General features: G+C 42.3%; 23 protein-coding genes. 4 read left to right on the forward strand and 19 right to left on the reverse strand.

Features of this window, described 5'->3' with window-relative positions; translation table 11 throughout:
* Window positions 1-47: 47 nt before the first annotated feature.
* The 11 genes from pepV to recJ all read right to left on the reverse strand — a co-directional run bounded on the left by pepV (window position 48) and on the right by recJ (window position 13,738).
* Window positions 48-1,448, reverse strand: coding sequence for a dipeptidase PepV (pepV, locus tag M1G05_RS05170; RefSeq protein WP_247953261.1), 1,401 nt, complete (start codon window positions 1,446-1,448; stop codon window positions 48-50).
* A 13-nt stretch (window positions 1,449-1,461) separates the two neighbouring features.
* A complete protein-coding gene (locus M1G05_RS05175) occupies window positions 1,462-2,067 on the reverse strand; it encodes a nitroreductase family protein (protein ID WP_247953262.1) in 606 nt (201 codons plus the stop codon).
* Between the two features lie 173 nt (window positions 2,068-2,240).
* Complete coding sequence (locus M1G05_RS05180; RefSeq protein ID WP_000680852.1) at window positions 2,241-3,095, reverse strand: metallophosphoesterase family protein; 855 nt, start codon at window positions 3,093-3,095, stop codon at window positions 2,241-2,243.
* Complete coding sequence (uvrC, locus tag M1G05_RS05185; RefSeq protein WP_247953263.1) at window positions 3,085-4,932, reverse strand: excinuclease ABC subunit UvrC; 1,848 nt, start codon at window positions 4,930-4,932, stop codon at window positions 3,085-3,087. Before uvrC ends, M1G05_RS05180 begins: the two co-directional genes overlap by 11 nt.
* 38 nt (window positions 4,933-4,970) lie before the next feature.
* On the reverse strand, window positions 4,971-5,672 hold the full coding sequence (locus M1G05_RS05190; RefSeq protein WP_247953264.1) for a M57 family metalloprotease: 702 nt from the start codon (window positions 5,670-5,672) through the stop codon (window positions 4,971-4,973).
* A gap of 78 nt (window positions 5,673-5,750) precedes the next feature.
* Window positions 5,751-6,983, reverse strand: a complete 1,233-nt coding sequence (locus tag M1G05_RS05195) for an aminoacyltransferase (protein WP_247953265.1) — start codon at window positions 6,981-6,983, stop codon at window positions 5,751-5,753.
* A 4-nt stretch (window positions 6,984-6,987) separates the two neighbouring features.
* Window positions 6,988-8,208 carry a peptidoglycan bridge formation alanyltransferase MurM gene (locus M1G05_RS05200; RefSeq protein WP_247953266.1) on the reverse strand — a complete coding sequence of 407 codons (1,221 nt, stop codon included), beginning with the start codon at window positions 8,206-8,208 and terminating at the stop codon, window positions 6,988-6,990.
* Between the two features lie 133 nt (window positions 8,209-8,341).
* Entirely contained in the window at window positions 8,342-9,121 is a 780-nt protein-coding gene (locus M1G05_RS05205; RefSeq protein ID WP_024057563.1) for an alpha/beta hydrolase, read from the reverse strand.
* 66 nt (window positions 9,122-9,187) lie between these two features.
* Window positions 9,188-10,849: a ribonuclease J gene (locus tag M1G05_RS05210; protein WP_084886691.1), complete on the reverse strand. Its 1,662-nt coding sequence runs from the start codon at window positions 10,847-10,849 to the stop codon at window positions 9,188-9,190.
* Between the two features lie 224 nt (window positions 10,850-11,073).
* Window positions 11,074-11,358, reverse strand: coding sequence for a DUF2695 domain-containing protein (locus M1G05_RS05215; protein WP_084925724.1), 285 nt, complete (start codon window positions 11,356-11,358; stop codon window positions 11,074-11,076).
* A 154-nt stretch (window positions 11,359-11,512) separates the two neighbouring features.
* Window positions 11,513-13,738: a single-stranded-DNA-specific exonuclease RecJ gene (gene recJ, locus M1G05_RS05220; RefSeq protein WP_247953320.1), complete on the reverse strand. Its 2,226-nt coding sequence runs from the start codon at window positions 13,736-13,738 to the stop codon at window positions 11,513-11,515.
* 176 nt (window positions 13,739-13,914) lie between these two features.
* Here recJ and M1G05_RS05225 point away from each other — a divergent pair, with 176 nt between their 5' ends.
* Genes M1G05_RS05225 through M1G05_RS05240 form a run of 4 tightly spaced genes read left to right on the forward strand, consistent with a single transcriptional unit; the run spans window position 13,915 to window position 16,837 of the window.
* Window positions 13,915-14,673 carry an amino acid ABC transporter ATP-binding protein gene (locus tag M1G05_RS05225; RefSeq protein ID WP_001229569.1) on the forward strand — a complete coding sequence of 253 codons (759 nt, stop codon included), beginning with the start codon at window positions 13,915-13,917 and terminating at the stop codon, window positions 14,671-14,673.
* A gap of 10 nt (window positions 14,674-14,683) precedes the next feature.
* Window positions 14,684-15,478, forward strand: a complete 795-nt coding sequence (locus M1G05_RS05230; RefSeq protein WP_247953267.1) for a transporter substrate-binding domain-containing protein — start codon at window positions 14,684-14,686, stop codon at window positions 15,476-15,478.
* Between the two features lie 12 nt (window positions 15,479-15,490).
* Window positions 15,491-16,168, forward strand: coding sequence for an amino acid ABC transporter permease (locus M1G05_RS05235; RefSeq protein WP_247953268.1), 678 nt, complete (start codon window positions 15,491-15,493; stop codon window positions 16,166-16,168).
* A 9-nt stretch (window positions 16,169-16,177) separates the two neighbouring features.
* Window positions 16,178-16,837, forward strand: a complete 660-nt coding sequence (locus M1G05_RS05240) for an amino acid ABC transporter permease (RefSeq protein WP_247953269.1) — start codon at window positions 16,178-16,180, stop codon at window positions 16,835-16,837.
* Window positions 16,838-16,931: 94 nt separating this feature from the next.
* Here the strand turns inward: M1G05_RS05240 and M1G05_RS05245 are convergent, their stop codons facing one another.
* The 8 genes from M1G05_RS05245 to metF form a co-directional block, all read right to left on the reverse strand.
* Complete coding sequence (locus M1G05_RS05245; protein ID WP_000229945.1) at window positions 16,932-18,062, reverse strand: ABC transporter ATP-binding protein; 1,131 nt, start codon at window positions 18,060-18,062, stop codon at window positions 16,932-16,934.
* Between the two features lie 112 nt (window positions 18,063-18,174).
* The gene (locus tag M1G05_RS05250; protein ID WP_247953270.1) at window positions 18,175-19,044 is read right to left on the reverse strand and encodes a helix-turn-helix domain-containing protein; all 870 of its coding nucleotides are present in this window, start codon (window positions 19,042-19,044) and stop codon (window positions 18,175-18,177) included.
* Between the two features lie 3 nt (window positions 19,045-19,047).
* On the reverse strand, window positions 19,048-19,434 hold the full coding sequence (locus M1G05_RS05255; protein WP_000567913.1) for a Mini-ribonuclease 3: 387 nt from the start codon (window positions 19,432-19,434) through the stop codon (window positions 19,048-19,050).
* Window positions 19,427-20,770, reverse strand: a complete 1,344-nt coding sequence (gene cysS / locus M1G05_RS05260) for a cysteine--tRNA ligase (protein WP_247953271.1) — start codon at window positions 20,768-20,770, stop codon at window positions 19,427-19,429. Before cysS ends, M1G05_RS05255 begins: the two co-directional genes overlap by 8 nt.
* An 81-nt stretch (window positions 20,771-20,851) precedes the next feature.
* On the reverse strand, window positions 20,852-21,736 hold the full coding sequence (locus M1G05_RS05265; protein WP_247953272.1) for a GNAT family N-acetyltransferase: 885 nt from the start codon (window positions 21,734-21,736) through the stop codon (window positions 20,852-20,854).
* Between the two features lie 11 nt (window positions 21,737-21,747).
* On the reverse strand, window positions 21,748-22,365 hold the full coding sequence (gene cysE / locus M1G05_RS05270) for a serine O-acetyltransferase (protein WP_049502036.1): 618 nt from the start codon (window positions 22,363-22,365) through the stop codon (window positions 21,748-21,750).
* Window positions 22,366-22,380: 15 nt separating this feature from the next.
* Entirely contained in the window at window positions 22,381-24,594 is a 2,214-nt protein-coding gene (gene pnp / locus M1G05_RS05275) for a polyribonucleotide nucleotidyltransferase (protein ID WP_247953273.1), read from the reverse strand.
* A 355-nt stretch (window positions 24,595-24,949) separates the two neighbouring features.
* Window positions 24,950-25,816 carry a methylenetetrahydrofolate reductase [NAD(P)H] gene (gene metF, locus M1G05_RS05280; protein WP_045612155.1) on the reverse strand — a complete coding sequence of 289 codons (867 nt, stop codon included), beginning with the start codon at window positions 25,814-25,816 and terminating at the stop codon, window positions 24,950-24,952.
* Between the last annotated feature and the right edge of the window lie 63 nt (window positions 25,817-25,879).

The raw sequence follows: 25,879 nt of genomic DNA on the forward strand, positions 1-25,879 counted from the left end.
TCCCTCCAAAAAGAAGTCTAAGCATACAATCTCAGACTTCTATCGTTTTATTTGATCAATTCGTAAATAGCTTCGGCATAGATTGCTGCTGCTCGGAAGAGATCATCCAAGGCGATAAATTCATTGGCTTGGTGCATGGTGTCAATTGAGTCTGGGAACATGGCACCATAGGCAACACCTCGTTCTAGCAAGCGACCAAAGGTTCCACCACCGATGACTTGCTCGTGACCTTTAAGACCAGTTTGTTTTTCATAAACATTCAACAAGATTTGCACAAGTGGATCTTCCATTGGCACATAGTGAGGCGTATGACCATGTTCAGAAAGGCTAACAGAAGCAACTGGCAAGTTTTCAAGGATTGACTTGATTTGTTCTGGACTTGTTCCTTTTGGATAGCGGATATTAAGGGCAATGGTATTGTCAGCACTTGTTTCATCGAAGCGGAAGACACCCGCATTCATAGAAAGGGCACCCATCTTTTCATCCACATGAGCAATCTTGAGATTTTCACCCTCATGGTCGTTCAAAAGAATTTTCCCAGCGATATCAAGATAGTCTTTGGCTGGACCAGCAAAGTCAAACTGGCTAAGGAAGAGGGCTAGGTAAGTCGCACCATTGACACCTGAAGCAGGCATAGCACCGTGGGCTGATTTACCAATGATGGTAACCTTGTACTGACCGTTTTCTTCTTGGAGTTCTCCTCTAAGTTTGTGTTCTGCAACAAAGGCATCTAGTTTAGCTTGCAAGTCAGCCAAATCACCTGAAACGACTGCTGTTGCTGATTCTGGTACCATATTTTCACGTAAACCACCTGTAAAGCTGTGAAGACGTGCTGCACCTGTATTTTCTCCTGCAAAGTGGAGGTATTCCGTGATATTTCCTTTTTCACCATTGATGATAGGGAACTCAGCATCAGGAGAGAAACCGAAGTCTGGTTTTGCAAGTCCTACGTGCTCGAAGTAGTAGTCCATGTCTGCCCAGCCTGATTCTTCGTCTGTTCCGACGATAAAGCGGACTTTCTTAGAAGTTGGAAGGCCTAATTCTTTGATGATTTTCAAGCCATAGTAACAAGCTGTTGTAGGTCCCTTATCATCTGAAGCCCCACGCGCATAGAGACGACCATCTTTGATAGTTGGTGTGTAAGGGTCTGTGTCCCAACCGCTACCAGCTGGCACCACGTCCATGTGGGCAAAGATTCCGAGAACTTCTTCGCCATCACCAAACTCAAAATGTCCTGCGTAGTTATCAACATTTTTAGTTGGGTAGCCATCGCGGTCTGCGATTTCAAGGAATTTTTCCAAGGCTTTTACTGGACCAGGCCCAAATGGATGCTGGGCATCAGCCTTGCTATCATCACGTTCAGAGTTGATTTCCAAAAGGCTAAACAAGTCAGCCAAGAGGTCTTCTTTGCGTTTTTCTACTTCTGCTGTAAAATCAATTGTTGTCATTTCTTTCTTCTTTCTATCTTTTCTCGATGATTTCATCTACTGGCAAGCGGTAACTTGGTTCCAATTTTTCGTCTGTGTAACCCACTGTGATCAAGAGTTCTGGGCGGAAACGGTCTTCGATATCCAAAACTTCGTTGACTTTTGATTTGTCAAATCCAAGAATCATATTTGATCCAATTCCTTGGTCTGTAAGAGCGAGAATCAAGTTCATAGCAACCAAACCTGCATTGAGGGCTAGGTAGTCGCTGACTTGTTGCTCACTGTAACGGGCAAATTCCGCAGGTAAATTTTTCATAAAGTATTGAAGTTGCTCTTCAGAAAAGTTATTAGCACCACCAACACGAGCGATCTTACGAGCACGTTTAGCCAAATCTGTGTCTGTAAACAAGGCAATAGTTACAGGCGCTGATGATACCTGTTCAAAGTTTGAACCGTAAGCCAATTTTGCTAGTTCGGCATTTTTCTCACGCACCACTACAAATTTCCATGGCTGGCTGTTGTGGGCACTTGGTGCCAAGGTTGCAATTTCGATAGCCGTACGCACATCTTTTGGATCAACCGGCTTATCAGTGAAATGCTTAGTCGCATGACGTTTTTTGTTTAATTCAAGAAATTTCATAATCGATTTCCTTTTCTAATTCTACTGCTTCCATTCTACCATAATTTGAAAGAGCTTGCAGAGATTTTTCGTAGAAACAAACTGGAACAAGGATAAGCAACCGAATGAAGAAAACCATTTAAATCAGGAATCCCCTCATCCAGTTCCAATTAATTTTCAGCTGCTTAAAGAAACTAGTCCATCTTATATTCTGACTTTATAGCCTCCAAGAAATTCTTCACATCCTCTACATACCCATGCTTTTCTATTAAATTGGCTAAGAGTTTCAGATTGTGCCCCTGATAGTTGTCTTCTCGTCGTAGCTCTTCATACATTTCGATAAAAGGAAGCCCCTTGAATTTGGCCAACTCCAACTCCGCTTCATAGTCATAAGCGACTTTACGAAATAGGATATTTACCAATTCCCCATCTTCAACTTCTATCACGGCATACTGGGCACGGTGATTTTTTAACGCCTCCCAATTAAAATAGGGCATGCCAATCGACCCTGGATTGATGATTTGTTGCCCTTGACTGCCGTAACGAAGCAACTGCTTGTGGACATGACCATAGACTGCCACGTCCGTTTCCTCATCTAGCAGTTGGTCAAATTTTTCTGTATCATTCCCAACCAACAAGTCACCCCCATAATTTTTGTCAGGTAAATTATGAGAGATAGAAAAGCGCAACCCAGCAACCTCTTTCTTTTCCAGCAAAGGCAAGCTTCGTAACCAGACAATCGTTGCAGGATCCATTCGCTCCATCAAAAACTGGGTCATTCGCATTGACTGGATTTCTTGTGGATGTTCCAAACCATATTCACCATCCAAGGCCTCAAGGACACAATCATCCCAATTGCCTCGAACACTGGCTGTGATAGGAAGGTCCTTTAGCAGGGCTACCAAGTCACTTGCACCTGGACCGGGAAGAAAAATATCTCCCAGAAGCCAGTATTCACTGACTCCTTGATTTTTAGCATCTGCAATCACTGCTTCTAAAGCCGTCGCATTTCCATGAATATCTGATAAAATTGCGATTTTATGTTTCATTGTGGTTTCCTTCCGTTTGGTAATCTACTCTTTCTTCCGCCACTTGAGGCAAGGCTTCTGCCTCCTGCGGGTTCAACTTCCTCTGCACAGCTTCTGCGACTGTTCTTGGCACCCCAACTTCGACAATCTCATCCACACTGGCTTCCTTGATTTTAGTTAGAGATTTGAAATGCTTCATAAGATTTTGCTTGCGTTTAGGTCCCAGCCCTTCAATTCCATCCAGTTGTGATGAAAAAGAATTTTTGGAGCGCAGTTGGCGATGGAAGGTGATGGCAAAGCGGTGCACCTCATCTTGAATGCGTTGGAGGAGGAAAAATTCCTGAGAATTGCGAGATAACTCCACCACCTCAAGCGGATCTCCAAAAAGCAATTCATGGGTTTGGTGCTTGTCATTCTTTTGCAGACCTGCAATGGGAATATCCAAGCCCAGCTCCTCTTGGATGACTTGCTTGGCGATATTGACCTGACCTTGTCCCCCGTCAATGACAATCAAATCTGGAGGAGTCAAACCGTCACGCTGTACTCGGCCATAGCGCCTGCGAATGACTTCTCTCATACTGGCATAGTCGTCTGGCCCGACTACGGTCTTGATTTTATACTTACGGTAATCTTTTTTACTTGGTTTGCCGTTAACAAAGACCACCATGGCTGAAACAGGACTGGTCCCCATGATGTTGGAGTTATCGAAAGATTCGATACGAACTGGGGTTGGGATTTGGAGCAAGCGTCCTAGATTTTCAATAGCCCCCTGTGTCTTTTCGACAGATTTCTCTAGCAGGTTGAATTTCTGCTCTAGGCTGACTCGAGCATTCTTTATAGCCAAATTGACCAGTTGCTTTTTCTCTCCACGCTGAGGCTTAAGAATCTTGGTATCCACCAAGGCCTTAACCGCTTCTTCGTCAATATCCTGTGGAATCAGTACCTCATTGGGAACCAGGTGGGATTTTTCTTGATAGAATTGTCCCACATAGGTCAAGAAGTCCTCATCCGGATCGTTGTAGTAGGGAAAAAGATTGACATCGCGCTCAATAAGCTTGCCCTGACGAACAAAGAAAACCTGAACACACATCCAGCCCTTGTCCACATAGTAGCCAAAGACATCCCGATTTTGGAGATCCTTGGCCATGACCCGTTGCTTGGTTCGAAGTGTTCCAATAGCCTGAATCAGGTCACGGTATTCTGCCGCACGTTCAAACTCCATAGACTGGGCTGCCATTGCCATCTTCCCCTTGAGGTCATCGATAATTTGATCATCCTGCCCTTTTAGGAAATCAGAAACCTCCTGAGCCATAGACTTGAAATAGTCCTCATCTTTCTTACAGATGGTATGAGCCATACATTGACCGATATGGTAGTAAAAACAGACCTTAGAGGGCGGATTTGTACACTTTCTAAAAGGGAAAATCCGATCCAGTAATCGCTTGATTTCATTGGCTGCCCCCACATCTGGATAGGGACCAAAGTAGAGACCTCCGTCCTTCTTAACCTGTCGAGTAATAATCAAACGAGGATAGCGTTCATTGGTGATTTTGATGAAAGGATAGGACTTATCATCCTTTAGCATGATATTGTACTTGGGCTTGTTTTCCTTGATCAGGTTGATTTCTAGGAGAAGTGCCTCAATATTAGACTCCGTAACGATAAATTCAAAATCCACAATTTCAGACACTAGAGCCTCTGTCTTAGTATCATGACTTCCACGGAAATAAGACCTCACGCGGTTACGCAGATTTTTAGCCTTTCCTACATAGATAATGGTGCCGTTTTTATCCTTGTGAATGTAACAACCAGGGCTGGTCGGCAAGAGCTCTAATTTTGATTTAATCAAGTTATTCATAATTCCATTATAGCAAAAAAGTAGGGAAAGTTAGTCCCCTACTCATTGGTCTCATATAATTTTCGAAGGTTTGCAACATCCTCTTCCTGGATACCATAAAAAGAACCTGCAGGTTGCATGACAGACTTCTCATCTGTATGGTCCAAGCCAATCGCATGCCCCAACTCATGTTCTGCAGTATGGACAAGGCGCTCATAGGAATAGCCATAGTTAGGATTGGACAGATAATAGTGATTCAACCGTACCGTGACAGACAAGAATTGCCCCGTTAAGAGATTGGTCTGACTTTCCGCTTCTCCTGCCACAGGAGTGCCTCCGTCATTCATCTCCGTAGCCATAATATCTGCCTTACTGGCCTCAGTCACGATTTCAAAATGAAAAGCACCCGTTTGATTCCAATTCTTAATCGCTTCTACATAAGCTCCTTGAAAGCGTGAATCCATCTGCGGATCTAGGTAAATACGAGCAGAAGCCTGCGGCCACCTTCCTTCAGAATGTTGGTGGCTATCTGTCTGGTTCAACTTAGGCAGTTCCCCTGTTTTTTTCCATTGGTCGATACTTTGTTGACCAATTTTTACTGACCGTTCTGCTTGCTTTAGCGCTCCTTGAAAATCTCCGTTAAGATACCAGAGAAGTCCAAAAGCAAAAGCACACAAAAGAAAAGCTATCCAAACCAGGCGCCAAAACAAACGCCACACAAAAGAAAAGAAAGCCCCTATCAAACGAAAAAGCCAACGCATATCTCTCCACCTTTCTAGCAAATAAACTTTATTTTACTAAAACAAGCTGAAAGAAAGCTAAATACTGGCTTTTTCATCTTAATGTCCTAATATTTTTTTGAATAACTGAATAGCTTTGTATTTTAAAGGCGATGGATGATAACGGAAAGTTCCTGCTTTACGTACAATATAGCCATTAAAATTTTGTTTAAAACGCAAAACACCATCACTACCATCAAAAATCCCTTGAATCCCTAGAAAGTTGTATTTAGGGATCCCACGTTTTATGCTTTCCAACATAACATATTTCTGAAGCAAAGCTGGTGCATAAAATTTATTAAACTCAGTATAGGAACCACTAAAAAGATAGGTCGTTTCTTGAGGCATATAAATAAATAAACTACCTGCTAAGACAAGATCTTTCTCTCCATATTTTTTAATCAACTCTCGTGCTTCTGCTTTTCGAACTTCAAAGCTTTCATACTGCCTAGCCAACTCTTTGTGTTCTTTTTTCTTTTGTGCAGAATCTGGATATTGTTCTAATAAGAGTAATGAGGTAGCTATTTTTTCAGATAATTCTTTTTGCTTATGTATTAAATTTTGTATATATTCTCCTAAATTTAGAATAGCAATTACAAACTCGGCTTTTTCTCCAAAAGAGTCATAAAAATGCTCATAATATTCTAAACTTTTATCACTATATTCTCGACGTTCAGAGGTTGTTTTTGTTATATCTTTAAAAATTGAAAGTTCTTCACGATTTAATTTTTTCAACTGAATACCAAATGTATCAGCCTTTTTCACCAAAGCTTTCCCCTTTTTACTAAAACTGTTAAGCAAGGTCTTTTCAGTTAGCTCATTCAAATCTTTACAATATAACCAATCCGGTTCTCCACCTGGGTAACCTGTTTTTAAACCATCAAATTGATAACCTAAATCAGTCAAATCTTGAATAATACTTTTTTTCTCAGCATCTATTGGATTACCTTCACCATCAAAAGTTTGATAAGTTTCATAAGGTTTTACAAGCAACTCTAATACACCATTTTGCTTGGCATATTCTTTTAACTCTTCATAAAAAACTGGAAGAGCATCTTGTTGGGTATAAATCGGCCCCGAATTGATCTCCATATGTAGGCCACCCAGCATGGGCAAGCTATAAACCAGAGCTGCAACTTGAATTTCTCCTTCTTGTTTCAACGCAAGATAAACAATTCGAGCCCCTCTTTTTTCTAACAAGTCCCCCATTTGAACAGATTGCATAAAGGAACGAGAAGAAACCTGATCAGAATAAGCCTGAAACTCTTCTTTCGTGAGTGTAATTAGTGCCATATACTTACTTTCTATGTTTTTTTCTTAATGTTTTACGGAAATCAAGAGCAAGTCTTAACAGAGGATAGAGAGGATGGGTAGGCATTGTAAATTCACCCAAGTATTCTTCGATCGTTGGATTAAAATTAGCTTTAAAACGATAGAGTCCACCATCTAAAGCATTCTCGACGCCTCCTAAATTTTGCCATAAAATGCCACGTTCAAAGGAATATCGAGCTGTCTCATACCAAGTCAAAATAGGAGCTTTATAACGTCTAAAATCTTCATCCATTCCTGCGTATAGATTGACAGAAGTTTGTCCGAATTCTAAAGTCAAGGTAGCTGCTAAAGGAACTCTTGCTTGACCTGCATCCATATATTCCTGCAGGAAAGTCAATTCCTCTAACAAACGTTCTTTTTCCTTCTTCTGCGCTTCTACTTTTGAAGTTCGAGTCGACTCAGTAAAGGTCTCTTCCAAGGCTCTGTTTTTCGCTAACTGTTCTTCTAATTCTTGCGAACGTTTAGAAACATCCAAGGTTGCCAAGGTGATATAGGCCTTGTCCTTAAAATTATCTAACAATTTTTTATAATAGGCTTCATTCCTCAAATGGATATCTTTTCGCTTCTCAGTTTTTTTCATCAAAAACGAGAAAGATTCTAACAATTCATCTCTACCAATCTGAATCTCTACACCCTTATTTCGAGCGGATCGAATAGCTTGTTTTGTTGACTTGCAAAGTTTATCTTCTGTAAAATTTTCCTTGTATACTTTTGCCTGAATACGAGGCTGAATGGTATCTCCCATTCCATCGGTCTTTCCTGACCACCTTACTCCCATTCTTTGCAAATTTTCAATAATAGCCATATTTTCAGGATATTCTATTTTTTCATGCTTGATTGAACTTTGCGATAGGCAAATACTTGGGTCAAAAATCACAAAAATCGCTCTCTTGCTTCGAGCATAGGACTTAATGGATTGAAGAACAAAGTTCAAGAGTTCAGCATCCTTATAATCTAATACAGGACCTCTTGGGATATAAAACATTCTATAACCTAGAGGAAGAGTTTTAATCAAAATACTAGCTGTCGCCAGTAATTTTTCTTCCCTGTAAACACCAAACTTCTCATGTTGCCAATCAGACTTAACTTCTTCCCAAGCACTACTTTGTAATACATTGCCTAATTCATGGTCTTTGACAAACTGATCATATTCTAATGCGGGAATGCCAATTTGATAACGGTACATCTCTTACTCTCTTTCCAACAATAATAGAATTTAACTACTATTCTACTATTTTTGTTTAGAAAGTCTAGTAAAAACATATTTTAGTTTCTATTCCATAGAAGACATGGTTATTGAAAGAGTAATACAAACTAAACTAGCTTAATCTCTCTTCTAATTTGAAATCGATTGGTAGGGTTGCTAAGAACCGTTCCAATTGTTTTTCCCAGTAGTACCATTCGTGAGTTCCAGCACTATGGCTATAGGTCACATCAAATCCCAGTTTTTTGAGATTTTTCACTGCGAGATTATTGGCTTCGTACAAGAAATCCTGCTCGCCACACCAAGCCCAAAGTTTGGTCTTTTTATCCGATTTTTTAGCCAGACTTTCAAGAGAATAAGGACTAGCTGTCCAGTCTTTAATCTCTCCAAAAACACCTCTCCAATAAGCTGGTGTTCCCAAATCTTGGCTCTCAGGAGAAAAATCTTGAAAGCTAAGAGCACCTGAAAAACTAGCCGCATGAGAAAAACGATTTGTAGCAAGAGCCAATTTGAAACAGCCGTAGCCTCCCATAGAGAGACCAGCGATAAAGGCCTTTTCACGCTTGCTGGTCATGTTAGGGAAGAAGCGTTTCAAAACCTGTGGCAATTCCTCTGCTAGAGCTGTGTAATAGTCAAAACCATACTGGGTATCGGTATACCAACCGTTGCTGGTATTGGGCATAACAACGATGAGATTGGTTCCTCGAAGTAAGCGTTCTACGTTGGTCCGCTTGAGCCAACTATTATGATTACCAGACATCCCGTGCAAGAGGTACAAGACTGGAATGTCTTTACAATCTGGTTCTTCCACTCGATTAGCATCAGGATAGAGGACATTCACTCCCCACTCCATATCCAAAACTTGTGAGTAATACTCGATTTTCATTACTGCCATAATTTTTCCTCTATTTTTCTATAAGAAAAAGCCGAAATTCGACTTTCTCTCCGTTTATTTCATCGCTTATTTTGCTTCCATGACTACTGGTAAAATAGCTGGACGACGCTTAGTTTGATCAAAGAGATACTTGGTCAGATTATCACGAACCTTCCCTTTAAGATCTGCCCAGTCAAAGTCATCTCCTTGAAGATAGTCTTCTACCGTCTGGTTAATCAATTCTGAACTTTCACGAAGAATATCGCGACTCTTCTTGAGATAAACAAATCCACGCGTATGAACACGAGCCTTGGCTACAATTTTCTTCTCACGACGGTTAACTGTGATTGCGACGATGAAAATTCCATCTTCTGACAAGACCTTACGGTCACGAAGAACCACATTACCAACATCACCGATGGCATTTCCGTCAATCAAAACATCCCCTGCCGAAACCGCGCCAGCTGGGACAAAGTCCCCATTCTCATAAGCCATGCTGGTCCCCTTTTTAGGGATAAAAATGCGTTCTGGCAACATCCCAACTGCCATAGCAGCCTTAGCATGGGCATCTAACTCACGGTATTCCCCTTGAATCGGGAAGAGATACTTGGGTTGCAAGAGATTGATCATCAACTGCAAATCACGCGCATTTCCGTGCCCTGACACACGCAAGCTTTGAGTGATCAGTTTGACAACCCCTCCAGCTTGGTAAATCATGTTTTCCACACGCGCAACGAAGGCTTCTTTAGCAATAGACGGAGCCGTAGCAATATAGACCAGGTCCCCATCCTTGATTTCTACATAACGATGGCGACCAATCGACATCTTACGAAGTCCATTGATAGGTTCACCCATACGACCTGTCTCAAGAATAATCAACTCATGGTCTTCAAAGCGAGACATATCTTTCGGCTTAATCAAGAGAATTTCGTTGGCTAAAGACAACTTCTTGAGACGAATCGCTGTGCGGACGATATTTTCAATATCAAATCCTGTCAAGACAATACGTCGACCTGTTTTATCCGCAGCATCAAAAATCTGCTGGATACGAGAAAGGTTACTGGAAACAGCTGCAACGATGATACGACCTTCCCAGTCAGCAATGGTTTGGGTAATTTCATCCCTAACTTCACTTTCACTAGCCACCTGAATATTGCTGTCCGCATTGGCCGAATCACTGAGGAGAGCCAGGACGCCGTCACGACCGATTTCTGCCAAACGAGCGAAGTCTGTCGCATAGGATTCACTAGCTGTCTGGTCAAATTTGAAGTCACCTGTATAAACGATGCTACCTTCAGCTGTCTTCAAGACAATTCCCAGGCTCTCTGGAACGGAGTAAGTCGTAGGGAAGAAGGAAACCACTGTCCCACCAAAATCAATCTCCGTATTCTCATCAATGACATGGAAATCATTAAATTCCTTAACGGCATCATTTCCTTTGACAAAGAGTTTGGCCAACTCAATGGTCAACTCAGACCCAAATACAGGAACTTTAGCCTCTGTCAAGAGATAAGGCAGAGCACCAATGGCATCCGCATGCCCGTGGGTCAAGAAAACCCCAGCAATACGGTCGCTATTTTCAAAAAGGTAATCCATCTTTGGAATCACCACATCAACCCCTAATTGTTCATTTTCGGGATATTTTAACCCTACATTCAAAACAAAAATGGACTCTCCAATTTCAGCAATGTACATATTTTTCCCATTTTCACGTACACCACCAAGTGTTGTTAAACTAATATTACTCATTTTTCCTCCAAAATCTTAGTTTATCTTGATTATAGGGTTACTTACCCTTTTATTCTAAAAGCACTATTACTTTTAGCCGAATCTTTTCCTACTATTATACCATTTTTTTGATGATTTTCAAAATGAAGGTTTCCAGTTAAAGAACTATAAATAACTCTTCTCAAATGCACAAACAAGTGAGAACTACAAGCTCCTCAAAAGAATGTTTTCTGACTAGCTTCCTGTCACTCTTCAAATCTTTCCGCGACATTGAATAGCACTTCGCAGTCACAGTAGGCTCCATTTGTTTCTAAAAAGTCTCTAACTGTTTCGACATCCACATTGTGCTCTTCTAGAAATGTTTGTGTTAATAAAAAATCGTCTTGACAAGCTTGATATTCAAGCTCTACATCCAAAAAGTCAAACAAGTCAAAAAAGAGCTCCCTTGACAGGGGCAAACTTTCTTCGAATTTTTGTCTTTCTTGCTTTTTATAGTCCGCTCGTAATCTCTTTTTCTTCAGCTTATCCATTTGACACCTCTAGGATTTCCTTTGACCAGTTTATCTGCCAACTGACCAGTTTATCTGCCAACTAGTCCTCTTTCCTCATTATAACACAAAACCGACTCCAATTGGAGCTTATTCATGAATATAAAAAGAGTCAGCAAACCAACTCTTTCTATCTCTATTCACTTTTTTCCATTAAGAAATCATAGATTTCCTGAACTGTTCCAAGAGCCATCATTTCTTGATCTTTGACAGTTTGTTTGAGATTTTGGTAAATCTGACTTTCTCCGATTTCCCGCTTTGGCGCCTCTTTATTCACTGTCATGACCCCATCTTTGATCGTCACAAAGCCTAGCTCTTCAAATACTTGAATCATCTTGACTAGCAAGATTTGTTGAATATTAAGATAAGTAGCCAAATCTTTCAGTTTGTAGCGAATATCAAACTCTGGAAACTGATAGATTGTCTTGTACAATTTGGCAAACTGCTCTCTAGTCCCATACCCTGTCAGATAGTAGGCCTTGTCAATATCATTTTTGAAATAGACAGCAGAGAAATTCTGTTCCTGAAAAATGGTCTTCAACAGAGTAATATCCTCAGGAACGGTTTTTAAGATAACAGCTTCACTATCCGCCAGATTTGGCAGTTCTCCAGCAAAATCCAAGACTGGAACTCCTTCTGGCAAGACTGCATTCTTCCCACGGATGTTAAAAAGTTGAACACCCTCGACACGCGCATCCACCATCATCAACTGCAAGGCAGTTTGACCATTCCATTGGTTGACAGACAATTTGACTGCCAGCTCTAGATTCTTGGTTTGAGCAAATTCTGTTGCCCATCTACCTTGTCCAAAGGCCACCACTTCAAAACTAGCCTCACCCTTGGTAATTTTTAACTTGAGATGAGCATTGCCTGCCCCCATAGTACGGGCACTTTCGACCTGAAAATCCTTTATATAAAAGACAGGTTTCTGATTGTCCATGCCAAAAGGTGCCAAACGTTCAAAACTTTTGACCGTTTCCAAGCTAAGTGTCTCCAAATCCAGCTCTTCATCTAGATTTAACTTGTTCTTGCCAGCAGCATCTGCTCCTTTTTCACGGACATAATCTTCCAAAACCTGAGATAAATCTGAGAGTTTCTCCACTTCCAGCGTCATTCCTGCTGCGCCAGCATGGCCACCAAAGGCGATAAAGAGGTCTCGATGGGGATCCAGCGCCTCAAAAATATCGACCGCTTCCACACTACGAGCACTACCCTTTGCACGACCGTCCTCTATATTGAGAACGATGACTGTCTGCCCTAGTTCTTCCAACAAACGACCAGCCACGATTCCTAGAACCCCAGGATTCCAGCCTTCCTTGGCCAAGACTTGGACCTTCTTCTCAGGGTCCACCATGGTCTTAGCTTCTTCATAGATAGACTGGACGATTTCCTTGCGCTCTTCGTTTTTCTGGTGAATCATGAGGGCAATCTCGTGAGCTTCCTCGTCGTCAAATCCAGTCAACAAATCAATGGCAGGATTGGGATCATCCAAGCGGCCCAAGGCATTCAAACGAGGGGCAATCTGAAAACCAACCGTTTCTTCTGTTACTTCGTTGGCGGCAATCCCAGCCATGTCTAGCATTTCTTGTAGACCAATACGCTGAGTGTGTCCCAACATTTCCAGACCATACTGAACCAAGATACGGTTCTCATCCGTCAAACTCACCATATCTGCAATAGTTCCGATAGCGACCAAATCAAGCAATTCCACTTGTACTTCTTCTAAAAGGGCACAAGCCAGCTTGAAAGCAACTCCACAACCAGCCAAATATTTGAAAGGATAGTTCGCATCCGGATGTTCAGGATGGACAATAGCATAGGCATCTGGTAAGGTTTCAGGCATGGAATGATGGTCTGTCACAATGACATCTACTCCCATAGACTGGGCCAGTTCAATGGCTTCATGACCAGCAACCCCATTATCAACCGTCACAATCAAGGAAATTCCTTCTTGCTCGATAAAATATTTGTAAACACTGGCATTAGGTCCATAACCGTCGGTAAAACGATTGGGCAGATAAACCCGGCACTCGGCACCAAGCTGTTCCAAACTTTCCTTAACAATCGAAGCCGAAGTCATGCCATCTGCATCGTAGTCTCCATAGACAAGAATATTTCCCCCTTCTTCAATGGCCTGACGAATCCGCTCCACTGCCTTATCCATATCATGGAGCAGATAAGGGTCGTGCAAGTCCTCCAAGGAAGGTTCTAAAAACTTCTTCAGACTTTCTTGGTCCTGAATCCCTCTCTCAAATAATAACCGAGCCACTTCAGGACCCAGTCCAGCCTTTTTGGCTATTTTTGTAAAATCCGCATCTTCTACCTGCGGGGCAAACTGCCATTCATAAGTAGGTGTTATCAACAAGACATCCACTCTTTCTAAGAATTCTATTGCTTCATTATAACATGATTTAGGCTTTTTCTCTATCCTGATTGCTTTTTTATAAAATTTTAGTGAATTTTTTCAGATATGATTTGACAAGACAAATTTTTTGGTGTAAAATCATGTTATAAAATCTAACACAAAGGAGATTACTTATGGCTTTAGTAGAATTTGAACACGTCGAAAAATATTACGGAGACTACCACGCACTCCGCGACATCAATCTCCGTTTTGAAAAAGGGCAAGTCGTTGTCCTACTCGGACCATCTGGTTCTGGAAAATCCACTCTTATCCGCACTATCAATGGTTTGGAGGCTGTTGACAAGGGAAGCCTTCTAGTAAATGGTCACCAAGTTGCTGGTGCCAGCCAGAAAGATTTGGTACCTCTTCGCAAGGAAGTCGGCATGGTTTTCCAACATTTTAACCTCTATCCGCATAAAACAGTGTTAGAAAACGTAACACTTGCACCTATAAAAGTTCTAGGAATTGATAAAAAAGAAGCTGAAAAAACAGCCCAAAAATATCTGGAATTTGTAAATATGTGGGACAAGAAAGATTCATATCCAGCTATGCTGTCTGGTGGACAAAAGCAACGGATTGCCATCGCACGTGGACTCGCTATGCATCCTGAACTCCTCCTCTTTGATGAACCAACATCTGCTCTTGACCCTGAAACTATCGGCGATGTTCTAGCGGTTATGCAAAAATTGGCCCACGATGGTATGAATATGATTGTCGTTACTCATGAAATGGGCTTTGCCCGTGAAGTTGCTGACCGCATCATCTTTATGGCTGACGGAGAAGTTTTGGTAGATACGACAGATGTTGATGACTTTTTCGACAATCCAAGCGAACCTCGTGCCCAACAATTCCTCAGCAAAATCATCAACCACGAAAGTGACAAAGTCAAATAAGGAGGCGCCTATGAAAAAGAAATTCTTTTTATCCGCATTATTGATTAGCCTTTTCGGCCTTGCTGCTGCAAAACCAGTCCAGGCTGATACCAGTGTCGCAGATATTCAAAAAAGAGGCGAACTGGTTGTCGGTGTCAAACAAGACGTTCCCAATTTTGGCTACAAGGATCCCAAGACAGGAACCTATTCTGGTATCGAAACCGACTTGGCCAAGATGGTAGCTGATGAGCTCAAGGTCAAGGTTCGCTATGTACCTGTTACAGCGCAAACTCGTGGACCCCTCCTAGACAATGAACAGGTTGATATGGATATCGCAACCTTCACCATTACAGACGAACGCAAAAAACTCTACAACTTTACCAGTCCCTACTACACGGACGCATCTGGATTTTTGGTCAATAAATCTGCCAAAATCAAAAAGATTGAGGACCTAAACGGCAAAACCATCGGAGTCGCCCAAGGTTCCATCACCCAACGCCTGATTACTGAACTGGGTAAAAAGAAAGGTCTGAAGTTTAAATTCGTCGAACTTGGTTCCTACCCAGAATTGATTACTTCCCTACACGCTCATCGTATCGATGCCTTTTCCGTTGACCGCTCGATTCTGTCTGGCTACATCAGCAAGCGCACAGAACTACTAGATGATAGTTTCAAGCCATCTGACTACGGTATCGTCACCAAGAAATCAAATACCGAGCTCAACGACTATCTCGATAACTTGGTCACCAAATGGAGCAAGGATGGCAGTTTGCAAAAACTCTATGACCGTTACAAGCTGAAACCATCCAGCCATACTGCAGATTAAGGAGGACACCCCATGACAGATTTATCATCTTGGACTGCCTATTTTCAGGATTTTGGACAATTTTTCAATGGTTTCCTCTTCACTCTTGCCCTAGCAATCGGATCCTTTATCCTCGCCATGGTTTTGGGCATCTTCTTTGGAGCCATGTCAACCAGCAAACGTCCTATTTTGCGTATTTTAGCTCGCATCTTTGTGGAGTTTTACCAAAACACTCCCCTCTTGGTGCAGTTTGTTATCGTTTTTTATGGCCTACCTCTTGTCAGTGACCATATCATCATGATTCCGATTTATTGGACAGCTGTTCTCTGCGTGGGACTCTATCACGGAGCCTATATCGCTGAGGTGATTCGCTCAGGTATTCAGTCGATTCCTAGCGGTCAGATGGAAGCCGCCTTGTCGCAAGGTTTTACCTATATCAGTGCCATGCGTCTGATTATCTTACCTCAGGCCTTCCGTATCATTCTTCCTCCTTTGACCAACCAAATCGTCAACCTCATCAAAAACACCTCCACCGTCGCTATCATCTCTGGAGTGGACTTGATGTTTGTGACCAAGTCTTGGTCAGCACTTAACGGAAACTACATTCCAGCATTTTTAGGAGCTGCCCTTCTCTACTTTTCTCTTTGCTTTCCTGTTGCCCAGTTTGGTCGCAAAATGGAGCAAGCCAATAAAAAAGCCTATTCACTTTAGGAGGTTACTATGGAATCCATTTTAGAAGTTTTGACCCCAGATAACCTAGTCTTTATCTTTAAAGGATTTGGCTTGACCCTCTACATTTCTCTGATTGCCATCGTCCTCGCTACACTTATCGGTACAGTTCTAGCAGTCATGAGAAATGGGAAAAATCCTATCTTGCGCATCATTTCCAGCATTTACATCGAATTTGTGCGTAACGTTCCCAACCTCCTCTGGATTTTCACTATCTTTTTGGTTTTCAAGATGAAATCCACACCAGCAGGAATCACTGCCTTTACTCTCTTTACATCAGCAGCCTTGGCTGAGATTATCCGAGGTGGTCTCAATGCCGTGGACAAGGGCCAGTACGAAGCAGGAATGGCACAAGGATTTACATCAGCCCAAATCCTCTACCACATCATTCTCCCACAAGCAATCCGTAAAATGCTGCCAGCCATCATTTCTCAGTTTGTAACTGTGATTAAGGATACCAGTCTTCTCTACTCTGTTATCGCCCTACAAGAACTCTTTGGAGCTAGCCAAATTCTTATGGGCCGTTATTTCGAACCAGAGCAAGTCTTCAGTCTTTATATCTTAATTGCCCTCATCTACTTCAGCTTTAACCTAGCAATCTCTAGCCTGTCTCATATGCTAGCAAAACGTTGGCAACAAGCTGCAGAATAAACAGCCACTCTCCAGTTAAATTGGAGAGTTTTTTCTACGCAATCTCAAAAAACACTGCCAGATTTCTCTAGCAGTGTTTTGAGTTTTATTTATCTTAGTAAACTGTTTTTTCAGTTTCTACATCGAAGAAGTGTGCTTTGTTCAAGTCAAATCCAAGTTCAACTGTTGCACCTGTTTGCAAGTAGTCACGAGCGTCAACTTTAGCAACAAATTCATCTTTACCAACTTGGCAGTAAAGGTGAGATTCTGAACCAAGCAATTCTGATACAGAGATAGTAGCTTTGACAACTGATTCTGGGAATGTTTCAAGGAAAGCAGGTTCTGCATTCACGTCTTCTGGACGGATACCGAAGATCAATTCTTTACCTTCGTAGCCTTTTTCACGAAGAACTTTCAATGCTCCTTCTGGAACTTTCAAACGGAAACCGTCAGAAACAATTTCGCTACCAACCAATTTCACGTTGATGAAGTTCATAGCTGGGCTTCCGATGAATCCTGCTACGAATTTGTTAACTGGGTTTTTGTAAACTTCTTGAGGAGTACCGATTTGCTCTACACGTCCGATAGTACCTGTACCAGCAGGGTTCTTAGTTGCTGACATGATAACGATACGGTCTGCAAGTGTCATCGCTTCTGTTTGGTCGTGAGTTACGTAGATAGTTGTAGCTCCGATACGACGGTGGATTTTAGCGATTTCAGCACGCATTGATACACGAAGTTTGGCATCCAAGTTTGACAAAGGTTCGTCCATCAAGAATACTTTTGCATCACGGACGATAGCACGACCCATGGCAACACGTTGACGTTGACCACCTGAAAGGTCAGCTGGTTTACGATCCAAGAATTCTTTCAAACCAAGGATTGCTGCTGCTTCTTGCACACGTTTGTCGATGTCTTCTTTGCTGTATTTACGCAATTTCAAACCGAAAGCCATGTTGTCATAAACAGTCATGTGTGGGTAAAGAGCGTAGTTTTGGAATACCATGGCGATATCACGGTCTTTTGGAGCTACGTCGTTGACAACCACGCCATCGATAGATGCAGTACCTTCTGTGATGTCTTCAAGACCAGCAATCATACGAAGAGTTGTTGATTTACCACATCCTGAAGGACCTACGAAAACGATAAATTCTTTGTCTTTGATGTCCAAGTTGAAGTCTTCAACTGAGTAGTGTTCGCTATTTGGATATTTTTTGTAAATGTTTTTAAGATTCAATTCTACCATGAGGTGAACTCCTTTTGTCTTTTGATAGTTTTATTATAGATGAAAACGCTTTACTTTTCTATGGCAAGGTGACCAAAAAAATAAAAAAGTTCTGTGCAACTTGCACAAAACTTTATAAAATATCTGGTAAAATCAACTGATAACACAAGGTCAGGTCAGTCAATTCCTTCAACTGAAGCCCTGTCAATTCTTCCCATTTATCAATCTTGTATTGGAGAGAATTGCGGTGCAGATAGAGTTGCTGGGCTGTTTTAGTGAGAACAGCACTATTTTCCCAAAGAGAGAGAACAATCTCCTGAATCTGGTCTTGATCCAAAATCATCTGGTGTAGACACTCCTTTATTGCCTTCAAGTCCACAAGCCTTTCTCCCATACTCCAAAGATAAAGCTGAGAAAAGGTATGAACACCTTGGTGACCATGACGCCACCAAGTCTTAAACAAATCGCGCTCTGCTTTGATTAAGTCTGATAGAGTTTGATGGCCTGTCTGAGACCAAATCTGGCCCAACATGATAGAGAGACGAAGTCCAAAGTCATACTCAACCGCTTCAATCGTATCACTTAAAATAGCACGTACAGAGGTGTATTTGTCTTGTTGAAGTACGAAAACATAGTCCTGAGCTCCGACCTGTAGCACTGTCTGACAGTTCGGAAAAAGAGTCCGCATCATATCCAGCCAAGAAGCTAGATTTTCTTGCTGAAAATAGGAAAGATGACAATAAACCAACTGAATCTTTTTAAAAGTTTTCGGCGCCTGTCCCTTCCCCTCAACCAGATAAGAATACCAAGGATTGAGCGAACGAGCCTGCTCCTGCTGGGTCAAAAGCGAAATCAACTGCTTTTCACGCTCACTGAGTCCAGCTTCCTCCAGCAAAATCCATTGCTGAGAAGCTAAAGGGAGCGTGAGATAGCCTTCTTTCTCTACTGGTTGGTCTGAAATCTGAGCTTCAGGAAACCAGTCTTGTAATTCTTTTGCTATCATGTCCTAGCCCTCCACTTTTTGGATGCACCATGAAATCAAGCTCTCAAGACGTTCCAGATTTTCAGTCATATGGAGATAACCCATGACTGCTTCAAAACCTGTGGACATACGGTAAGTCACCACATCAGCATTTTTAGCCTTGGTGTGGCTATTGGTATTGCGACCACGTTTGTAGATTTCTTCTTCTTTTTCCGTTAGAACTTGCTCCTCCAACATGAGGGCAATCAGGCGAGCTTGAGCCTTGGCTGAAACATACTTGGTCGCTTCTTGATGGAGTTTATTGGGTTTGGTCATGCCTTTGAGGATGAGGTGGCGGCGAATATACATGGAATAAACCGCATCTCCTTCAAAAGCTAGCGCAATCCCGTTAATGAGATTGACATCAATCATGTGTCCACCTCACTCCATCTTTGGTGTCAAGGAGCTTAATCCCTTGAGCAGCCAATTGGTCACGAATTTGGTCTGCTGTCGCAAAGTCCCGATTGGCACGCGCTTCTTGGCGTTTTTGAATCAAGGCTTCAATCTCTACATCCAATACTTCCTCAACAAAGACAATCCCAAAGACTTCCAACATATCTGCAAGAGCTTGCTTGACAGCTGCATCATAGTTGCCTGAATTGATCCATTTGGCCATTTCAAAGACGACTGTAATACCGTTTGCGGAGTTGAAATCCTCATCCATAGCTGCTACAAACTTGTCTTTAAAGTCCTGTAACTCTTGAACATCTACAGTTCCAGTAAATGGTTGCTCATAGGTGTTTTTCAGATACTTGAGATTGGTCTCCGCATCCCGAACTGCTTTTTCTGTAAAGTTGATTGGTTTACGGTAATGCTGAGTCGCAAAGAAAAATCGTAGCACTTGGCCATCAAGAGTTTTAAGGGCATCATGAACAGTGATAAAGTTCCCCAAAGATTTAGACATCTTGACATTGTCAATATTGACAAAACCATTGTGCATCCAGTAGTTGGCAAAGGTCTTGCCTGTTTTAGCTTCAGACTGGGCAATTTCATTGGTGTGGTGAGGAAACTCAAGGTCAGCTCCACCACCGTGAATATCAATGGTGTCGCCCAAAATCTCTGTTGACATGACTGAACACTCGATGTGCCAGCCCGGACGACCAGGTCCCCAAGGACTGTCCCAAGAAATCTCGCCTAATTTGGCAGCTTTCCATAGGGCAAAGTCTACAGGATTTTCCTTCCGAGCCGTTTCTTCATCGGTTCGACCTGAAGCACCTAGCTCCAAATCTTCCAATGTTTTATTTGCTAATTTAGCATAGTTGTGGGATCTTTCAACACGGAAGTAAACATCCCCTTGGCTCTCATAGGCAAAACCTTTTTCAATCAACTCTTCCACAAAGCGGATGATATCCGCCATAAACTCCACTACACGCGGATGGCGGGTCGCAGGCTTCACGCCTAAGGCCGTCACATCCTCACGAAATGCAGCGATGTACTTGTCCGCAACCTCCTGAGGCGTGATACCTTCTTCCTTGGCACGGTTGATAATCTTATCATCTACATCTGTAAAATTGGAAATATAGGCAACCTCATACCCACGATACTCAAAATAACGACGAATCGTATCAAAAGCTACCGTCGAACGGGCATTCCCCACGTGAATATAGTTGTACACGGTTGGCCCACAAACATACATCTTTACTTTGCCGTCCTCAATCGGGACAAATTCTCGCAAATCACGAGACATGGTGTCGTAGATTTTAATCATAAATCATAATCAGGAAAGCTAAAATCCAAGAACAGTTAGTCTCATCACTGAGAGTTCAATTGAATTTCAGTCCGAATGTCTCTACACTTCGGAATCCCTTGCTCCTTTCTCATTCAGATAAACCACCTGAGTCTGTTTGACAAAGCCAATTTTTTCATACAAACGTTTGGCACCTACATTGCTATCTTCCACTGCAATCTGAATTTCCTTATCATTTTGCTCAATTAGTTGGTTGACAAGGGATTTTGCTAAGTAGCTTCCATAGCCTTTCCCACGTTCAGGTTCAGATATTGCTAAACCGTAGAAGTAATTCGTATTAGTCGATAAATCTACCGTGCAAGTTCCAATAACCTGACCGTCTTTTAACAAAATATATAGGCGACTTTCTGGATCTTTCAGAGCTTCAGCGACATATCTATCCACAACTTCTCTCGATTCATGTTCCTCTGAAAATGCCTGAAATTTTAACTGACTAATTTGATCCTGATACGAACTATCTGCTAACAAAACTTCAAGATTGGAAACATTTGCTAACGGATAAGGTTTTCTATCCTTACCTAACCAAGTTTCTGTCTCTTCATCCTCGACCAATCCCCAGTTGCTGACAAAATCAGGATGGCGGTCTAGAAAAACACGCTCTGTCTGAAAAGTGACTGAACGAATAGAAAAAGAAACTGTTTCTCTCTCAAAACTAGTAAACAATGCACGCGCAATTCCCTGACGGCGATGATCTGGATGAACCAGTATCGTCACCTCCACATCTTGGTCATCAGCATAGACAGTTAAAAGACCAACAAGTTCGCCTTTTTCATAATAAAGGAAAAAGGCGGGCATGTTTGGGTCAAAATTAAGCATGTTAGAAAGATAGGGATCACGATAGGTACCGTCATAGTTTTGGCAACAGTTAATTAGTTTTTTCGCCTCAGATAACTCCTCTTGGCTTAACTTGTTTCTTGCTTGAGTCATATAGGTATCCTCTACAAACCAGACGATCTGTGACTTACATCTTTAGCCTGCTCGAGTTTATTGACGTAGTACTCTCGTTTTTCTTCGACTTCGTGAATGACCGGCTCATCCTTTTTACCATGAACACGGACAATCTTGGCCGGAATACCGACAACCGTCACATCACTAGGCACGTCTGCCACGACAACTGCTGCTGCACCGACCTTGGCATTTTCACCGATTTCAACGGGTCCAATGACTTGGGCATGAGCAGATATTAAAGCTCCTTTTCGCACGGTTGGATGGCGTTTGCCACAGTCTTTCCCTGTTCCCCCAAGAGTCACCCCATGATAGAGGAGAACTCCCGTCTCAACGATAGCTGTCTCTCCAATCACCAAGCCAGAACCATGGTCGATAAAGACACCTGAATCGATCTGAGCACCTGGATGAATCTCAATCTGAGTCCAAAAGCGCCAGAACTGACTGTGCATACGAGCCAAGAGTTTGAAGCCATGCTTCCAGAGAAAATGTGAAAGACGGTGGGCCGCCAAGGCCTTGACACCTGGATAAGTCAGCAAAACCTCCAAAGTGGTGCGGGCCGCTGGATCATTTTCTTTTACGATATCAATGGTTTCGCGCCACCATCCCATACATTTCTCCTTTTCTTATTCTGAATCTTTTGGTGTTTCTGTAAATTCTTTCTTAGGTTTGTGGTCCTTGTGATGACGTGGGCGGTGAGGTCTCTCAGACTTTTCGCCTTTTTCATCACGTTCAGGTTTTGGAGGGCGAGGAAGAAGGGCTTTCATAGAAGCATCCACACGTCCTTTTTCATCAATCTTGATAACCTTAACATCAACTTCATCCCCGATTGCTACCAAGTCTTCGACATTATTGGTACGAGTCCAAGCCATCTCAGAGATATGAACAAGGGCATCTGTCTTATCAAAGAGGTTAACAAAGGCACCAAATTTCTCGATACGAACGACTTTAGCACGGTAAACTTCGTCCACCTTAGCTTCACGAACCAAACCAGCAATGATTTCTTTTGCACGGTTAATAGCATCTTGGTCGCTAGAGTAGATAGACACATTTCCTTCTTCGTCGATATCAATCTTAACGCCTGTTTCAGCGATAATCTTGTCGATGGTTTCTCCACCCTTACCGATAACAATCTTAATCTTGTCTACATCAATCTTGATTGTATCAATTTTCGGTGCAGTTGGAGCCAATTCTGGACGAACTTCTGGAATCGTCGCTTCAATGACATCAAGGATTTCAAAACGCGCTTTCTTGGCTTGAGCAAGAGCTTCAGTCAAGATTTCTGCAGTAATCCCTTGAATCTTGATATCCATTTGAAGAGCTGTAATCCCGTCGCGAGTACCTGCAACCTTGAAGTCCATGTCTCCAAAGTGGTCTTCCAAACCTTGGATATCTGTCAATACTGTATAGTTATTTCCATCTGAGATAAGACCCATAGCAATACCAGCTACTGGCGCCTTGATTGGCACACCACCAGCCATAAGGGCAAGAGTTCCTGCACAGATAGAAGCCTGAGATGAAGAACCGTTTGATTCCAAGACCTCAGCTACCAAGCGGATCGCATATGGGAATTCTTCCAAACTTGGCAAGACTTGAGCAAGAGCACGTTCACCGAGGGCACCGTGACCAATTTCACGACGACCTGGCGCACCATAACGACCTGTTTCCCCTACAGAGTATTGTGGGAAGTTATAGTGGTGCATAAAGCGTTTCTTGTACTCTGGATCTAAGCCATCGATGATTTGAGTTTCACCCATCGGAGCCAAGGTCAAGACTGAAAGGGCTTGAGTTTGACCACGAGTAAAGAGACCTGAACCGTGCACACGAGGAAGGAAGTCAACAACCGCATCCAAAGGACGGATTTCATCAACCTTACGACCGTCAGGACGAACCTTATCTTCTGTGATCAAACGGCGCACTTCAGCGTGTTCCATTTGTTCCAAGATTTCAGCCACATCACGCATGATACGGTCAAATTCTTCGTGGTCTGCATATTTTTCTTCGTAAACAGCAGTTACTTGGTCCTTAACTGCTTGAGTTGCAGCTTCACGAGCCAATTTTTCTTCTACTTGAACTGCCTTTTGGAGGTCGCTGTTGTAGGCTGCGATAATTTCAGCTTGCAAGTCAGCATCCACATGAAGCAATTCTACTTCTGCTTTTTCCTTACCAACAGCTGCAACGATTTCTTCTTGGAAGGCAATCAATTCTTCGACTGCTTCATGCCCTTTAAGGAGAGCTTCCAGCATGATTTCTTCTGACAATTCTTTAGCACCTGACTCTACCATGTTAATGGCGTACTTGGTACCAGCTACTGTCAACTCAAGGAGAGATTGCTCTACTTGTTCTTGCGTAGGGTTGATGATGATTTGACCATCCACATAGCCCACTTGCACCCCAGCGATTGGTCCGTCAAATGGAATGTCTGAGATAGAAAGCGCTAAAGATGAACCAAACATAGCTGCCATTGGTGCAGAAGCATTTTCATCATAAGAAAGCACGGTGTTGATGACTTGTACTTCATTACGGAAACCTTCCGCAAACATTGGTCGGATTGGACGGTCAATCAAACGCGCTGTCAAAGTCGCATCCGTTGAAGGACGTCCTTCACGTTTCATAAAGCCACCAGGAAACTTCCCAGCTGCATACATTTTTTCTTCGTAGTTGACTTGAAGTGGGAAGAAATCTCCAGTTGCCATCTTCTTAGACATAACGGCCGCAGTCAAGACAGTTGACTCACCGTAACGCACGACAACAGAGCCATTTGCTTGCTTAGCAACCTGACCAGTCTCTACAATTAACTCACGACCCGCAAAAGTCGTTTGAAAAACTTGTTTTGTCATTTTAATCCCCTTTGGATTGATGAAATTATACGCCTTGCCTACAAAGATCAAGATACCAAGGACGTCAAAAGCAAAGTAAAAATAGGAAACTGACGAAGTCTTCGATGAAGACAAGACAGTTTATCTTTTTTACACAGCTTTTCGGCCGGGTTCAGTTTTCAAGATACAAATCATTAGAAAGGTTTGATGCTAAAACATCTAAGAGTTTCAGTTTAAATGCATTATTTTTTTAATACCCTCATCTTTGTATCAAGTACGTACAGAGTCTATTTTATCATATTTTTCTTAAAAAGTGCGGCCTTTACCATTAAAAAGGAACCATTCCCCTCAACTGAGAAGAATGGTTTGCTTTTTATTATCCTAGAGACTGGTGATTAAACAAAGCATGAGTTGCTTGGTGGATGTATTTTGCTGTATCCGCATTGTTCATAGTGTAGAGATGCACACCGGCAACATCCTGAGTTACCAAGTCCACGATTTGGTCCACGGCATAGGCAAGTCCTGCTGCTCTGAGCGACTCAGGGTCATGCTCATACTTGTCTAAGATGGCTTTAAATTTGCGTGGAAGATGGATATTCTCACAAGTCTTCAAGAGGCGGAGAGCTTGATTTCGATTTAGAATTGGCATAATCCCTGCATGAATAGGAACATCAATCCCAGCCAAGATGCACTTGTCTTGGAAATCATAGAAGCGCTCATTGTCAAAGAAAAGCTGAGTTACAAGACTCGAACAGCCTGCATCTACTTTCTTCTTGAGATTTTGGATATCTGAAATCTGATTTGGTGAATCTGGATGCCCTTCTGGGTAGCAAGCTCCGACAATATCAAAGTGAGGGGCTTGTTCCTTGATGAACTTGATCAAGTCCGTTGCATATCGGAAATCCTTTTGTGGCTCCACATCTGGAATAATATCCCCACGAAGAGCCAAAATTTTCTGCACCCCAACCTTATCCAAGTCAGCAATGGTTTCAGCCACCTTGTCCTTGGTCAAATAGATGGCTGGCAAGTGAGCAATAGTCGGAATCGCCAAGTCATTTTGGATAAAGTCAGCCAAACGAACAGTTGTTTCCTTGATATTAAATTTATTATTGCTGGCAGTTACACTGATAAAGTGAGGGGCCAACTCCTGCATATTTTGAAGAGCTGCAATAATCTTATCGTTGCCTACTGCTGGGTTTGGAGGAAACACTTCAAATGAGAGTGACGGTGTTTGGCGTGACATAGTCTTTATCCTTTTCTAGTTGATTTTTTGTTAGCTGGACTCTGGAATCCAAGTGAAACAGGT

Source organism: Streptococcus mitis (assembly GCF_023109515.1).
In the GTDB taxonomy this organism is placed as follows: Bacteria; Bacillota; Bacilli; order Lactobacillales; family Streptococcaceae; genus Streptococcus; species Streptococcus mitis_CS.